The sequence below is a fragment of the Nostoc sp. LPT genome (genome assembly GCF_017115165.1).
GTDB lineage: Bacteria > Cyanobacteriota > Cyanobacteriia > Cyanobacteriales > Nostocaceae > Nostoc.
In genome coordinates, this window is record NZ_JABXKF010000082.1 from 61414 (window position 1) to 74973 (window position 13560).

12 protein-coding genes and 1 tRNA gene are annotated in these 13560 nt (G+C 42.1%); 3 read left to right on the top strand and 10 right to left on the bottom strand.

Going from position 1 to position 13560, the window contains the following annotated elements:
* Positions 1–31 precede the first annotated feature (31 nt).
* The 4 genes from HWQ58_RS17720 to HWQ58_RS17735 form a co-directional block, all read right to left on the bottom strand.
* Positions 32–511 carry a plasmid segregation centromere-binding protein ParR gene (locus tag HWQ58_RS17720; RefSeq protein ID WP_094347280.1) on the bottom strand — a complete coding sequence of 160 codons (480 nt, stop codon included), beginning with the start codon at positions 509–511 and terminating at the stop codon, positions 32–34.
* A gap of 5 nt (positions 512–516) precedes the next feature.
* Complete coding sequence (locus tag HWQ58_RS17725) at positions 517–1683, bottom strand: ParM/StbA family protein (RefSeq protein ID WP_292865177.1); 1167 nt, start codon at positions 1681–1683, stop codon at positions 517–519.
* Positions 1684–1922: 239 nt separating this feature from the next.
* The gene (locus tag HWQ58_RS17730; RefSeq protein WP_292865179.1) at positions 1923–2546 is read right to left on the bottom strand and encodes a DedA family protein; all 624 of its coding nucleotides are present in this window, start codon (positions 2544–2546) and stop codon (positions 1923–1925) included.
* Between the two features lie 468 nt (positions 2547–3014).
* Positions 3015–4097, bottom strand: a complete 1083-nt coding sequence (locus tag HWQ58_RS17735) for a Gfo/Idh/MocA family oxidoreductase (RefSeq protein ID WP_292865182.1) — start codon at positions 4095–4097, stop codon at positions 3015–3017.
* Between the two features lie 338 nt (positions 4098–4435).
* Between HWQ58_RS17735 and queC the strand changes: the two genes are divergently transcribed.
* A complete protein-coding gene (queC, locus tag HWQ58_RS17740; protein WP_292865185.1) occupies positions 4436–5110 on the top strand; it encodes a 7-cyano-7-deazaguanine synthase QueC in 675 nt (224 codons plus the stop codon).
* Positions 5111–5161: 51 nt separating this feature from the next.
* On the opposite strand, the gene HWQ58_RS17745 is transcribed toward queC, so the two are convergent.
* On the bottom strand, positions 5162–6598 hold the full coding sequence (locus tag HWQ58_RS17745; protein ID WP_292865188.1) for a hemolysin family protein: 1437 nt from the start codon (positions 6596–6598) through the stop codon (positions 5162–5164).
* An 87-nt stretch (positions 6599–6685) separates the two neighbouring features.
* On the bottom strand, positions 6686–7387 hold the full coding sequence (locus HWQ58_RS17750; RefSeq protein ID WP_099102321.1) for a hypothetical protein: 702 nt from the start codon (positions 7385–7387) through the stop codon (positions 6686–6688).
* A 295-nt stretch (positions 7388–7682) separates the two neighbouring features.
* Here HWQ58_RS17750 and HWQ58_RS17755 point away from each other — a divergent pair.
* A tRNA-Ile gene (locus HWQ58_RS17755) sits at positions 7683–7755 on the top strand.
* A 109-nt stretch (positions 7756–7864) separates the two neighbouring features.
* Here the strand turns inward: HWQ58_RS17755 and HWQ58_RS17760 are convergent.
* Positions 7865–8296, bottom strand: coding sequence for a hypothetical protein (locus HWQ58_RS17760; protein WP_292865191.1), 432 nt, complete (start codon positions 8294–8296; stop codon positions 7865–7867).
* Positions 8297–8402: 106 nt separating this feature from the next.
* On the opposite strand from HWQ58_RS17760, the gene pyrE reads away from it, so the two are divergent.
* The gene (gene pyrE, locus HWQ58_RS17765) at positions 8403–9023 is read left to right on the top strand and encodes an orotate phosphoribosyltransferase (protein WP_292865193.1); all 621 of its coding nucleotides are present in this window, start codon (positions 8403–8405) and stop codon (positions 9021–9023) included.
* Positions 9024–9517: 494 nt separating this feature from the next.
* Here pyrE and HWQ58_RS17770 read toward each other — a convergent pair whose 3' ends face one another.
* Genes HWQ58_RS17770 through HWQ58_RS17780 form a run of 3 tightly spaced genes read right to left on the bottom strand, consistent with a single transcriptional unit; the run spans position 9518 to position 13557 of the window.
* Positions 9518–10684, bottom strand: coding sequence for a cysteine desulfurase family protein (locus HWQ58_RS17770; RefSeq protein ID WP_292865196.1), 1167 nt, complete (start codon positions 10682–10684; stop codon positions 9518–9520).
* A gap of 6 nt (positions 10685–10690) precedes the next feature.
* On the bottom strand, positions 10691–12517 hold the full coding sequence (locus HWQ58_RS17775) for an ATP-binding protein (RefSeq protein ID WP_292865199.1): 1827 nt from the start codon (positions 12515–12517) through the stop codon (positions 10691–10693).
* Complete coding sequence (locus HWQ58_RS17780) at positions 12514–13557, bottom strand: helicase-related protein (RefSeq protein WP_292865297.1); 1044 nt, start codon at positions 13555–13557, stop codon at positions 12514–12516. The genes HWQ58_RS17775 and HWQ58_RS17780 overlap by 4 nt, the downstream gene beginning before the upstream one ends.
* Positions 13558–13560: the final 3 nt, after the last annotated feature.

Genomic DNA, 13560 nt, shown 5'->3' on the forward strand with positions numbered 1-13560 from the left:
AGCAAAAACTGCTCACAAACCTGATTTTTCCTTAAAAATCATCAAGAAACTGACTAAGGCGACTGATTACGGGGTCAACCTCTTGAGGAGGGGTAGCAACAGTATAAGAAGTATTATTTACTACTTCTAATTGAGTTGGAGACGGAATGAACGATCGATCGTTGACTATGAGCGCCAGTTGTGCAACTTGTTGAGAAAGTTGCAATAGATGATGTTCCATCGCCTCCAAACGATTAGATCCCTTGGCAAAAAAACGTTCCTCAAGTCCAGCCACTTGACGTTGCAGTTCACCGATTTGTTGATCGATCGGTGTTGTTACTGCTGTTTGTGGAGCAGGTTGTACAGGTTCCGGTACACATAAAGATTGCCATAAGGCTTCTTTACAGAGGTCGCTGAAAGTCTTGTCTGGTTGTTTTTCCAAATAACTTTCTACTTGCGCTAACAAGCTTTCATCAGCAAGCTCTGGGTTGAACGTGACGGATTTAACTACCTTTTTTGACCATTGGAACATCAGCTTTATGCCCTAGCAGCGCGATTGGAGGATAATTGTGCCTCTCCATAAATATACTGCCCCAAAGCATTCGCCTGACGGGAAGGTGCTGCTAAATGAGCATTAATCTTTGCTTCCTTGAGCAGACGTTGAACGTCATCCCAGAAGAACTCACCACCGCCGCCAGTCAGAATCACATCGGTGACGCGTTCTGGCAACCAGGCTAGCACACGGCTACAGATTTCGCGCGAAAACATCTCCGTGAGGTTGGGAAGAAAATCGTCTAGGTTGGTGGGCTTGCTAGCGCCTTTAGGACGATAAAAGCGTTCACCTCTGGGTTTGTTAACAGCGGAAATCAGTGCTAGAGATTGACTATCTGCTCCCTCGATTTCGGCAGACACCAATTCATAAAACTTATTCATCCCGAAGTCTTCACTCTTAGAAGCACCTCTGGCAAAACGGAAGTTATCTACCATCAAAAGATCGACGGTTTGATGTCCAATATCGACGATCGCCACCGATATTTTTGTAAAATCAGGACTGCCAGGGTTTTTCTTGGGTTGAGCTTCAGACCACAGCAAGCTGCCGTAACCTTCTGGCATTACCCATACCTTACTGACGTTCAGCGACACAGATTCGCCTCGGAAGTTCAACACATGAGGGCCACCTACTTGGCTAATCAACTGTGCTTTTTCCTTTTCAAATTGCTCTAAGGAAAGAAAAGGCAGACCCAGTACGACTGAGATATCATCTCTAAGTTTGAAGTAGCCAGCACTTGCTAATACTTTTACCAGTGCAGCTTCTACCTTAGATTGTCCGACTCCTAAATTTGCCCCAAAATCGGCTGCCAGTTGACCAACAGCATATCCATTTCCTTGATACTCCAGCCACAAATCCATTAAAGGGTCAGTAGCTCTGGCTTCAAAAACACCACCGCGTACTTGTTCTATCGACATCTGCTTAACGTTGGCAGGTACGAACACCACACTGCCGGGTTCACGACTCACACAAGTTTTTGTGGAAGTTCTGCCTAAATCAACACTGAGAATGGTTTTCCCTGGAACACCACCTGGCTTGATACCGGCAGGAGGATTATTATTAACAGCATTTATGGGAGTCGATGCTAACGGCTGCCTATTCATGGGTATAGCAGCAGCATTGATTGGGGTAGCGGCGGAAGGTTGGTCTGTCATGAAAGCTCCTAGTTCAAACTTAACTGTAAAAAGTTGTCATGCTCATCTTACAAAAATGCGAGCAACCAGAAATTCTAGGTTGCGTCAAGTGTAGCTAGAAATACGCCAAAAATTAATTCCGGCAATACCTCTGGTAAGCTCTGCCAACGCATATCTAGTATTATTTGGCATAGTGTAGGCGAATTTTGGCCAGATGTAACCCCTGCTTTCACTGCTTTCTAACCAAAAGCGTCCGTGTTTTATCTTCTAGTGCGTCTTAACTGGCGCTTGAATATCCAGAAAACAAATGCTAGAACCAAACTCCCAAGTACGATTTTGGATACAGGAGCAAGGTACTTGTCCACAAGTTCATACTGACTACCCAATATGTATCCTGAGTATGTTAACAAACCCACCCAAGCAGCGCTACCTAATGTTGTGTAAAACAAAAATGGTAGCAAAGGCATATTGCTAATACCTGCCGGAACAGAAATCAAGGTGCGGATTCCTGGTACAAGACGACCAATTAATACTGCTGTTCTACCTTGTCGGTTAAACCACTCTTTAGCCTTGGTGATATCTTTACTGGATATAGCCAGCCATTTGCCATACTTGTCAGCCCAAGCTTTCAAACGGATTTCACCCAAAAACTTACCCGGATAGTACCAAATAAGTGCGCCCAATACAGAACCCAAAAGTCCTGCGAAAAACACACCAAAAATATTCAGCTTTGCCCCTCCTGGTTGATATGGACTTGCTGTAAATCCAGCCAGTGGCATAATTAATTCTGAAGGAATGGGGGGAAAAAGGTTCTCTAAAAACATTAGTAGGGCGATTCCCCAATAGCCAAAATAGTTGATAGTATTAGTTATCCATTCAAGCATTGAGTCAATTCCTGAAATTGCTGGACTAGTCCTGTTAATAAATTCAGCTTTAGCTTTTTTAAAGGGTAATTATCCCACTTGTTAGAGTCAAGGTAATTTGGCTGCACTAAATAAAAGTTGGCATTAGAACTGAAAAACAGAGTAAGACAAGTAGAAGCTAGATGTCTGTTTGATTAATGTTGAGAGTTATAAAAGTTCGTAAGTTGCTCTAGCCCTTGAGATTGAACGATTTATCGCTCGCTACAAAACTCACAAAATTAATAAAACAAACCACTAGGTTTTGTTTTCTAATTTTTTAGATCCCCCTTAGCCTGCTTTTTAAACAGACTAGGAAGGATCTAAAGATTTGATGGCAAATTTAAAAACATACTCTAGGTTTTCTGCTGAAGTTTGGGCTATGGGGTAGCACGGAGAGAGAAGGGAGAAAATTTTACCTTGTCCCCCTCATCCCCCTCATCCCCTCTTCTTCTAGACTGTGGGGGTCAAAGATTGTACCCTTGGTTCCGATTGCCAGTCTAAGGGATTCCAAACTCGATCTTCCAGCGCCATCTGCTCAATTAAACTTGCAAGTCTCAGGGCTTTAAGAGCTTGTTCACCACCTACTGAGGGTTGATTGCCACCGTGTACACAGTTGACAAAATGTTCTAATTCTGCACTTAGGGGTTGAATATTGCTGGTGTAGACTTTTTCAATTACACCATCTTGCCTGTAAAGTACTTGTCGGTGGTCGGTGAGAGAATTGGCAGTGGTTTGTCGGTGAATCAAAATTTCATTCTTGAGAAAATCTGCCTCAGTAAATGAATTTTTGCAATGGGCGACAATCCGGCGAATTTTGCGGTGGGTGACTTTACTAGCAGTCAGAGTAGCAACAATACCATTGGCAAACCCCAAGGTGGCGGTTACGTAATCTAAATAACCAGAGTCTAGGGAGCGAGTACCGCTAGCAGTCAATTTCGTTACTGGGGAAGCAGCTAATTCCAGAAGTAGGTCGATGTCATGGATCATTAAATCCAGCACAACTGAAACATCGTTTGCCCGATCTGAGTAAGGACTCATTCTGTGGGCTTCTAGCGCCAGTAATTCCTCTGTTTTTAGAACTTGGCTCAGTTCTTTAAAAGCTGGGTTAAAACGCTCAATATGACCTACTTGCAGGATACACCCAGACTCAGCTGCGGCATTTACTAAAGACTCTGCCTCAGAAATACTGGCTGCGATCGGTTTTTCAATTAAAACATGAATTCCCGCTAACAGACAGTTGATGCCCACGGCATAGTGCAGACGGGTGGGAACAGCTACACAAACTGCTTCCACAAGGGGTAGCAGATCGCAGTAATCTTCAAAAAAACGCACCTTGTACTTGCTGGCAGTTTCTAATCCTCGCTCGACGTTAATATCTGCCACTCCGACTAGTTCAACATCTTTCATTGAACTCAGCACGCGAGCGTGGTGTTGTCCCATGTTACCCACTCCAATCACGCCTATGCGGATTGGTCGTGGCTGGTTGCGCTGTGTATATGGATTCGGTTCTGCCACTGACATGCTATTTTGCACTATTATTCTCTCCTCAACCACCAAATTTAGAGACGCTACGGCCGTTGGCGTTTATACTCGAAAGCCGGTTACGATCCGTCTAAAACCATCCAGATGGTAACATAGAGCCTATGTTTATGAAGAATTTCAAAGTTTGTGATCGGTTCCCGTAATCCAAATATCTTTTGTATCGATATTTCGGGTTTGCTTTTGATTTTGCACTTTCTACAAAAATATATGTATTTTTATTAACTTTAAAGCTTTCAGTACTACTTAAGTATAAATTCTCATTAGCATTGCTTTCTGGCATCTTGTTAAGGTTTGATGCAGTGATTTGAAATCCAAAATTTGCAACCAAGATGAAAGCTGTAATTCTGTTATCTGGGGGATTGGACTCTTCCACAATTCTGTACAAAGCTCAAACTGATGGCTGTGAATGTCATGCTATTTCCTTTGATTACCAGCAGCGACATCGACGAGAGTTACAGTCAGCGCTCAGTGTCGCTCAAAAAGCTGCGATCGCAAAACATCAGGTAGTTAACTTTGACTTACGACAATGGGGCGGTTCGGCCCTTACCGATAACGCCATTGATTTACCCCAGGAGCGATCGCTGAATGAAATGTCTCAAAATATTCCTGTCACTTATGTTCCAGCTCGTAATACCATCTTTTTAAGCTTTGCTCTTAGTTACGCCGAAGCGATCGCCGCAGAGCGTGTCTATATCGGCGTTAATGCCCTAGATTACTCAGGATATCCTGATTGTCGCCCGGACTATATCCAAGCAATGCAAGAAGTTTTTCGCCTGGGAACCAAACAAGGGCGTGAGGGACAACCAATTAATATTGTTGCACCCCTAATCAACCTGAAAAAAACCGAAATCATCCAATTGGGGAACCAATTGGGAGTTCCTTGGGAACTAACTTGGTCTTGCTATACTGGTGGAGATGTCGCCTGCGGTGTGTGTGATTCTTGTCGCTTACGGCTAGCAGCTTTTGCCGAATTGGGGCTTGTTGATCCACTGGCGTATGCATAGTAGAGGCATTGGCCAAACAGGGCATTGAGAAGAGACAAGGTAGAAACTTGTTCAATAATTCCCCCTTGTCTTCTCATCTCCCCTACTTCCCTGCTCCTCTGCTCTCCCCTCTTCCTCTAACCGTCGCAGTTGAATTTGATGTAGGCGTGGGCCAACAATCGATACCACGGTGAATTCGAGATTTTGATAACAAAAGGTTTCGCCTTTAGCAGGAATTTTTTGTAACTCATACAGTAAAAAGCCCCCTAGTGTTTGGTATTCTCTGGTCAGGGGCAAATTGAGATGCAGAACTTCGTTAAGGTCTTCAAGGTTGATTTGTGCTTGCACCAAAAATTTTTGCTCATCTAACATCTGAATCAGTAAGTCTTCACTGCTTTCAGGTTCGCTGGGGTCGCCAATAATTTCCGCAATCACATCTTTGATTGTCACTAGTCCCACAGTAGAGCCAAATTCATTCACTACCATGACCATAGCGGGTTTCTCTTGCTGCATCATGGGCAAAAGTTCACTCAAGGGCGTGTGTTCTGGAACAAACCGAGCCGGACGCATCCAAGGTTGGATCTGTGTTTCTAAACTGAGCTTTCCTATAGCCAAAGGTTGTGCCAAATCTTTAAAATAAACAATACCGCGAACATCGTCCAAAGATTCACCAATCACGGGATAGCGAGAGTAACCAGTAGAAGCCATTTCCCTGAGTAATGTCTGGAAGGTCGCATCTTTTGGTAGTGTGATAATACTGGTGCGGGGGATCATCACATCTTGGGCCATCACATCCCCAAACTCGAAGACATTATTGAGTAATTCCCGCTCTGCACGCTGTAAACCAGTAGACCCCCATTCTGTAGAGATGATCAGTTGCAATTCTTCGGGAGTTACAGGCGGTCGCCAGCCTTGACCTGTGTATTGGATGCCAAAAATCCGTAATAAAAAACGAGTTGATTGGTTAAGAATCCAGATGAAGGGGCCAAAAAAACGCACGATCGCTTTTACCGGAGGCCCCAAAAACCTTGCTAGCTGTTCTGAGTACAGCATGGCTAAGGATTTGGGACATAGTTCTCCGATCACAATTTGCAAATAGGCAATCAAGAAAAAGGCGATAGGAATTGATAGGGAATGGGCGAGGAAGGTAGTCATACCACTAGGTAAAGGCCAGGATCTTAACCAGGCATTAACCAGCACGACAATCGTACTTTCGCCAATCCATCCTAGTGCCAAACTAGAGAGGGTAATGCCTAACTGGGTGGTAGATAGCAGTCGATCAATACTGCGTTGTAACATTTCTACAGCGATCGCTGGAATATCCCCAGCCTTAACTAGCTGGTGAATACGCGATCGCCGCACGCTCACCATCGAAAACTCCGCCGTTACAAAAAAGGCATTTATGGCAATCAGTAGTAACACTGACAATAACCGCAGTGCCACTTCTATCAAACTTAAATTAGGAAAACCACTCACCGCCAAAGCTCGTGTAAAACTCACGTCCTCCATTTAGGGGGATTGGGGAATAGGGAATAGTAAAAAATAAAAGATAATCACCAATGCCCAATGCCCAATGCCCAATGCCCAATGTCCTTTTTACCTTTCTACAGGAATATTCGATGCCTCTAGCTTCAATTGTTGAGCGGGATAATCAGTCAGAGCAAGTGATATTTTCTTGACATCATCAAGTAAAGCTGTAGGAATGCTCACTGTACCTGAAAATGCTGGCCCATTTACAGGCAATTCTGTTGGTAAACCCTCTGTACTTGCACTCAGGGTTCGTCCTTTGTCATCGGTAACATCTAAAAAACTATACAAGAAGCGCACAGAATCCTTACCTTTGTTCTGCATTTTCACTTTCAGTAGTAAATCACCGCCAGAGTAGCGAGCAGATTGCACAGTCATTGTTACACCCTGACTTTGGGCTGTAACCGGAAAACCTGGTAGGGGCTTTTCTTCAACTACTTCTGGGGGTTTTTCCTCTGGCTTCTGCTTGCTGCTATTGGTTTCTTCATCATCTTCTTCTGGCTTTTCCGATTTAGCGGCTTTGGTCTTACCCTCAATTCGCGCCTTGACAATTTTTAGAATTTCTTCCTCTTTTAATAGTACCAGCCCTCCCTGTTGAGAGTTATTTGCCTTATTGCTGGCAAATTTGGTTGTGGGACGTCCATCTGGTGTAGTCACGCCTTTAAGTGCTGAACTCCCCAGTTCAAAGCCCAAAAAAGCGCTCACAGAACCTGCTCCCATCATCAGAATTAACAAAATCAAAGTAAGAAGTACAGTAGAATTTATTTTCATCGCTGAAAAGCTATCACAAAGAATGCTGGTCTATTTAAGAATAGTGAAGCTTTTGACCTCAATCCTTAAAGGAACTCAATCAATATTAGTTTGCACTATATCTATGATTAAATTATGTAGTATAAAAATCTAGTAAACTATTGTCCAGTATTCACACGTGGTAAATTTGTGCTATATTCATGGAATTGGCTAAACTTAGTGCGTGAGGTATTTTTCTCACTTTCAAATTAGCAAATGAGGTTGACTTAAAAGTTGAAGTAATTAACTTGTAGCAACCTACAACCTTATAAAACAAGCGCCTTTGGCCGATTGGGGAGGCAACGAACTCATAATTCGTCTTCAGGCTGGTTCGATTCCAGCAGGGCGCACTGAATCATCAAAAACTACTAATAGAAGGGTATTGGGATTAGGGGAGAGGTGACAGGTAATAGGAATAATCTGTACCCTATTCCCTTGTTGACTCCCCACTCCCGAATCTTACCGAGATGGTAAAGTTTCAAACCTGAATTCAGTTCCTACTTTAAGTTTGTTGCTATAAAGAGGAGACACGAGCAGCGATGTGTCATAAGGATTTGGTAAATCAGGAGTACGAATATAAGGATCGTTGCCAACTTGCTGAGTCAGGACATCATGATATAAAGTATTAACCAACTCGGCATCGCGGGCAATTTCATTTTCTGGGAAGGAACCACCGAAACCAGAACCAGATCCGAGAAATGAGTCTAGCTGACGCTTGAGGCTGCCATTTTCGTAGAAATTGCGATCGTGACGAAAATAAGCTCGTTCAAATACATCATTCGTAGTTTCAGTATTGGGTGTTGCCGTTTGGGCAGATGCAACAGAGGGAAAAGCAATACTAGCAGCAAGTAGTACCAATAAACCGCCAAAGGTTTTAAATTTTATACGCACGTTTCTGACTCCTCAACTTTTGCTTTGGGCAAATCTTAATTTATGCTGAAGTTCAGAACTCTGATGAGTTCAACCTTTGGTGTAGCACAACTTTTAATGTTTTGTAATGACGTATCCTACTGAAACTCTTACCCACTCAGATATTTGGGCAACCACTTCTGATTTGACCACTTTGCGCCACAAACTACTAGATTTATTTTGCCAACTTGCTTATCAAGAGGGTGATTTTCTCCTCTCTTCTGGGCTGCGTAGTTCTTATTACGTGAATAAAACACAGGTAACACTTCATCCTCAAGGCGCTTTGGCAGTTGGACGGTTACTATTTCCTTTATTACCTGTAGATACACAGGCTGTAGGTGGTTTAACAATGGGGGCTGACCCGATTGTGACAGCAGTGAGTATAGTTTCAGTTTATGAAAACCGCCCAATACCAGCGTTGATTATTCGCAAGGAAGCCAAAGGTTATGGAACAAAAGCTTATATAGAAGGCCCCAGTTTACCAGAGGGCGCAAAAGTAGTAGTTTTGGAAGATGTAGTAACAACTGGGCAATCTGCTCTAAAAGCAGTTGAACGTCTTAAAGATGCAGGTTATACCGTAAATCAAGTAATTTCACTGGTAGACAGAGAGCAAGGGGGAGGTGAGTTGTACCAGTCAGCTGGGTTGAAGTTTGAAACTTTGTTTTCGATTTGGGAAGTTCAAGAACGCTACCGACAACTTGCGAAATAAATCATAAGTGTCGCTTGCCTAGCCTTTTCAAGGTGACTGGTAGAATCTCTTTTTTCTCTCTACGCTCTCTGTGCCTCTGCGGTTGAAGAGTAGTTTTTATAACCACAGAAGCGCAGAGAACACAGAGGTAAGAGGTTAAAGAGAAATTTATTGTTCAAAATTGTTATCCACCTTGAAAGGGCTAGTGTCGGCTGCCAAATTGTTTGACAATTTGACAGATTTTTGTGTTGGAAAATATTACTCTTAAAGCCCTAATGGGTAAGAGTTTTATTATTTTAGGCTCAAAATAGCTTAGTACAAACTCATTGCCCAAATAGCTGTTCTCTGCATAAATATTTTTTTGTCTCACACAAAGACGCAAAGAAGAATGCAAAAATAACGACTTTTACAAGAAGTCTATTGTGATTTGATGATGGTGTAAACATTCAGAAGGTCATGATAAAATTTTTCAGATATGCAGAGCAACTGACGATAATTCATTTTTTTGTATATTTTTAGAGAAGTTGATGAATTTCATTTACTGCACTGACGATCACAGAAGACGCTTTTTCGATTTCTTCTTTAGTTGTAAATTTCCCAAGACCAATTCTTAACGCTCCCTCAATTATGTTTTCCCCAAGATTCATAGCTTGCAGAACGTGAGATGGCGCGACAATACCTGATGAACAAGCCGCACCTGTAGAAATAGCTAATTGATGGCGAACTCTTGCAATAATGGCACTATTAGGGATGTCAGGGATAGAAATATGTAAGTTACCTGATAAACGGTTGTTTAAATCTCCATTCACCAGTAAATTAGGAATTTCAGCTTGAAGTAAGCTTTGCAGTTGATCTCGCAAAAGTGCGATCGCTGTTTCATCTACTTCCATTTCTAATCGTCTCAATTGACAAGCTTCCCGCAAGCCAGCTATTCCGGGGACATTGAGTGTACCGGATCTGAGTCCCTCTTGATGTCCGCCACCGTAAATAAGTGGTTCAAGATAATCACCTTTTTTTACTACTAAAGCACCAACGCCTTTGGGTGCATAAAGTTTATGTCCAGAAATAGCTAGATAGGTAATACTCCATTCTTGAAAGTTGATGGGAATTTTGCCGACTGCTTGGGAAGCATCACATAAGAAAGGGATATTATATTTTTGAGCGATCGCTCCAATTTTTTGTACTGGGTAAATTGTCCCTACTTCATTATTAGCAGCCATCACACAGAGTAAGGAAGCACCGGAAGCACCGCCAGAGCAGACTTTTTCTAGATGTTCTAAATCAATTTGGGCTTGTTGATTGACATTTAACCAAATAATTTTTGCAAGTCTTTTTTTGGCTAATGCTTGACAGGTATCTAAAACTGCTTTATGTTCAACTGGGGAAACAATTATTGTGGCGGGAGTATTTTGTTGATTAATATGTCCTTGAATTGCTAAGTTAATGCTTTCTGTTGCACCAGATGTAAAGATAATTTCCTTGGGAGAAGTATTGATTAATTCTGCTATTTTTTGACGGGCTTGTTTAACTGCTTGTGCGGCTTGATTGCCATAACCATGATCTACACTATTAGCATTATCAAAAGCAGTAGTCATATAGTACATGACTTTTTCTGCTACTCTAGAGTCAACGGGAGTAGTTGAATGGTAATCAAGGTAAATTATATTTTCTTGTGTAGTCATTCTATTTCATAACTCATTCTCTAAAAATCTTCTGGCAACTCTCCCCCAATCAATGCGATTATCTTGAGCATTTTCTTTGCGTTTACCATCTGGTTGTTCATCCTCATACCTTGCCCATGCCATTAGTAGTAGCTTCAATCCATCTAAGGAGTTAATCAACCGAGAACGTAAAGTATCTATATCAGCTTTATCCACGTCCTCCTCTAAGATTTCTACTAAATTTTGAGAAGCGGGATGATTGGTATTCAAAGTAACAATAATTGCTCCTCCTCTGGGTTTAACGGAGAAGAAAGCAGGAATATCAAGAGGAGCTTCAACAAAGGTATATTTTAAGCCATCATCTACTGTAGTTGCTGCTAATAGTTCGGCTTTGGTTTCAGTCACGCCTTCTTCTTTTAAAGTTTCTTTAATGACCTGTTTTTGTTCTTCTTTTGGCAATTCTTCATCTTCATCACTTTTACTTTTATGACCCTGTAATTTACGTTCTTGCGTAACAGTAGTAGCTACTTTTTCAGGTTTATAAGGGTCATGGCGTTTTTCAGTGGTACGAGTGCCTTTAGTCTGTGCTTGCAGTAAACGACGAATAACACTCAATTGAGTCTTGATTTTATGGGCTATATCTAAAAGAGGAGCTTTTGGGTCTTCATCTTCTTGGAGTTCTTCTTTGAGTTGAGTAATAGTTTTTCCATTTTCTAATAAAGACTCAATCTCAAATTCTAGAAGTTCAGCAAAATTCCGAGCTGATTGTTTATTATTAGTTACTCCAAAAATATCATCAAGAAAGGGTGGAAATTCTACTTCTACTCCCCACCATCTTTCTCTTGAATCATAAGCAATCACTACTCCTGTATCCATATCTAATTCTCGTCCAGCACGAACTACAGAAACACCAACATTTTTAGCAGCGTGTTTTCCATGAGGTAAATCACCAGGATTTTTTCCTGGTTCGGCTTGGCGGGCTTCTTCTTTGGCGTAAGAGAAACGCACTTTTACATCATGTTCTTTCTCTTTAAAATTAATTTTATAAGTTGCTTCATAAGATGTATCACCTTCCCAAGGTCGGAACATTGCCTGATTATCAAATGATGTAGGGCAGGAAGTCTTTTCTATTAGATAACCTGGATCGTTGGGGAGGGCATATTTTTCTACAATCAGGTTATATAAAGCATCTAAATCAAATGCTACCATGCGGATTTTTACTTGACCGCTATTCAGAAATTGGCGATACATTCTCCCAATCACAAATTCAGAATTATCAATAATCGCTTTTCCGGTTCGCCAAATACAACGATCTATTTTTGACCAGACTACTAATGTGCCACTTTCACCAAATTTTTGACCGATTTTTGTCCAAATCATCGGAATTGGTTTAGCAGTAGGTTCAGGTACTTCGGTCATCCGACGATTTTTGATCTCATCTAAGTCAAGGTAAGTGTGGAGTGCATTTTCTATGCCATTTTGCCATGACCACACATCTAACCGTTGGCATTGGGAAATGGAAGAAGATGGTAAACCCATGCCAAAACGTCCAATTCCGGTATGTTTATCTTCATCTATGTACGTACCATTGCCAAATTGCAGTGCTAGACGTAAAACATTAGCATCCATACCACGACCATTATCTAACACTGCTATTTGTTCAATACGCGATCGCTTCCTCCCCTCCACCTGTTGTTTTCGTTCACCACACAGTAACTCTACTTGCGATGCACCGGCTTGAATGGCATTATCCATTAATTCGGCGATCGCATAAGCGGCGTTTTTATAACCGTTATCGCGCATTGCTTGCACTGCTAGGTGAGTTGGCACGATATCATGGGCGTTAGCATTCATGGGTTTTTCCTCCAAACGTCTTCCCAATTGTGAAAAGCTGATGCTACTGAACCAAAACCGGGGAGTTGGCTATCCACAACCGTGACAATTTCGGCGGTAGCATTACCCCCAGCTTTGAGTCCGCGAATGGCGCGTCCTACCATTTGGCTGTAGAGGACAAGGGATTTAGTGGGACGGGCGATAACGGCGGCGCTGGTTTTGGGTGCATCGAATCCAGTGGTTAAAACGCCGTAGTTACATAAAATCTTGGTTTGGGGCTGTTCGTCTTTAAAACTTTGAATCAGCCTTTCTCTCTCTGATTTGGGGGTATCACCTGTAGCAGCATCAGCATTAAATCCTCTGAAACGCAATATTGAAGCAATGAGTCTAGCGTGTTCAACGGAGGTATTAAAAACGATAATCCGTTGATGATGTTGGGCTAGTGCTTCTAGTTCTAGGATGATGCGGAGGTTGCGTTGTTCGTCTGCTGCTAACCGATTGAGGATATATTGGGGGATGTCTAATTCTGTATTAATCCGATTTAGGTCTTGGGGAGTTAGTTCAATACCCGTTTCATAAAATAAAGAGCGATAGTTAACTTTAGCGAGGTATTGTTGATCGACGAGATAATCAATCGGGTTGTGATAACCTGGGATTTCTAAAGTAACTTTCTGTTGGGCGAAGAATTTTGCTAGTTGTGCATCGGTGTTAATATCAGCCCAAGTCCTTCCCGGTGTAGCGGTTAAACCTAATAAGGCGGTTTTTTCGTAGGGGATGACTAAAGCATCTAAGACGAGTTTATAGGTTTCGGCAACTGCTTGATGGGCTTCATCGATAATTACCAATGAACAACGCACACCTAGTTGATTAATAAAGCGAATACTCTTTTTAGCGGCGTGATAGACTTTCGCTAATCCTGCTACTACTAAGCCATCTTGAGCTTGTGCTAAGTCTAACTCATGGCTACCCCAGAAGCGATAGGTTGAAATGGTGCGATCGCCTAAACTGTCCCAGGCTTTTTGAAATTCTGTAACTGCTTGTTCACAAAGTTCTTCACTGATATG

Bases quoted from the DNA above. Each gene is read 5' to 3' on its own strand.
- HWQ58_RS17720 (WP_094347280.1), bottom strand. From the start codon at position 511: ATGTTCCAATGGTCAAAAAAGGTAGTTAAATCCGTCACGTTCAACCCA.
- HWQ58_RS17745 (WP_292865188.1), bottom strand. From the start codon at position 6,598: ATGGAGGACGTGAGTTTTACACGAGCTTTGGCGGTGAGTGGTTTTCCT.
- HWQ58_RS17750 (WP_099102321.1), bottom strand. From the start codon at position 7,387: ATGAAAATAAATTCTACTGTACTTCTTACTTTGATTTTGTTAATTCTG.
- HWQ58_RS17770 (WP_292865196.1), bottom strand. From the start codon at position 10,684: ATGACTACACAAGAAAATATAATTTACCTTGATTACCATTCAACTACT.
- HWQ58_RS17775 (WP_292865199.1), bottom strand. From the start codon at position 12,517: ATGAATGCTAACGCCCATGATATCGTGCCAACTCACCTAGCAGTGCAA.
- HWQ58_RS17730 (WP_292865179.1), bottom strand. From the start codon at position 2,546: ATGCTTGAATGGATAACTAATACTATCAACTATTTTGGCTATTGGGGA.
- queC (WP_292865185.1), top strand. From the start codon at position 4,436: ATGAAAGCTGTAATTCTGTTATCTGGGGGATTGGACTCTTCCACAATT.
- pyrE (WP_292865193.1), top strand. From the start codon at position 8,403: ATGACGTATCCTACTGAAACTCTTACCCACTCAGATATTTGGGCAACC.
- HWQ58_RS17725 (WP_292865177.1), bottom strand. From the start codon at position 1,683: ATGACAGACCAACCTTCCGCCGCTACCCCAATCAATGCTGCTGCTATA.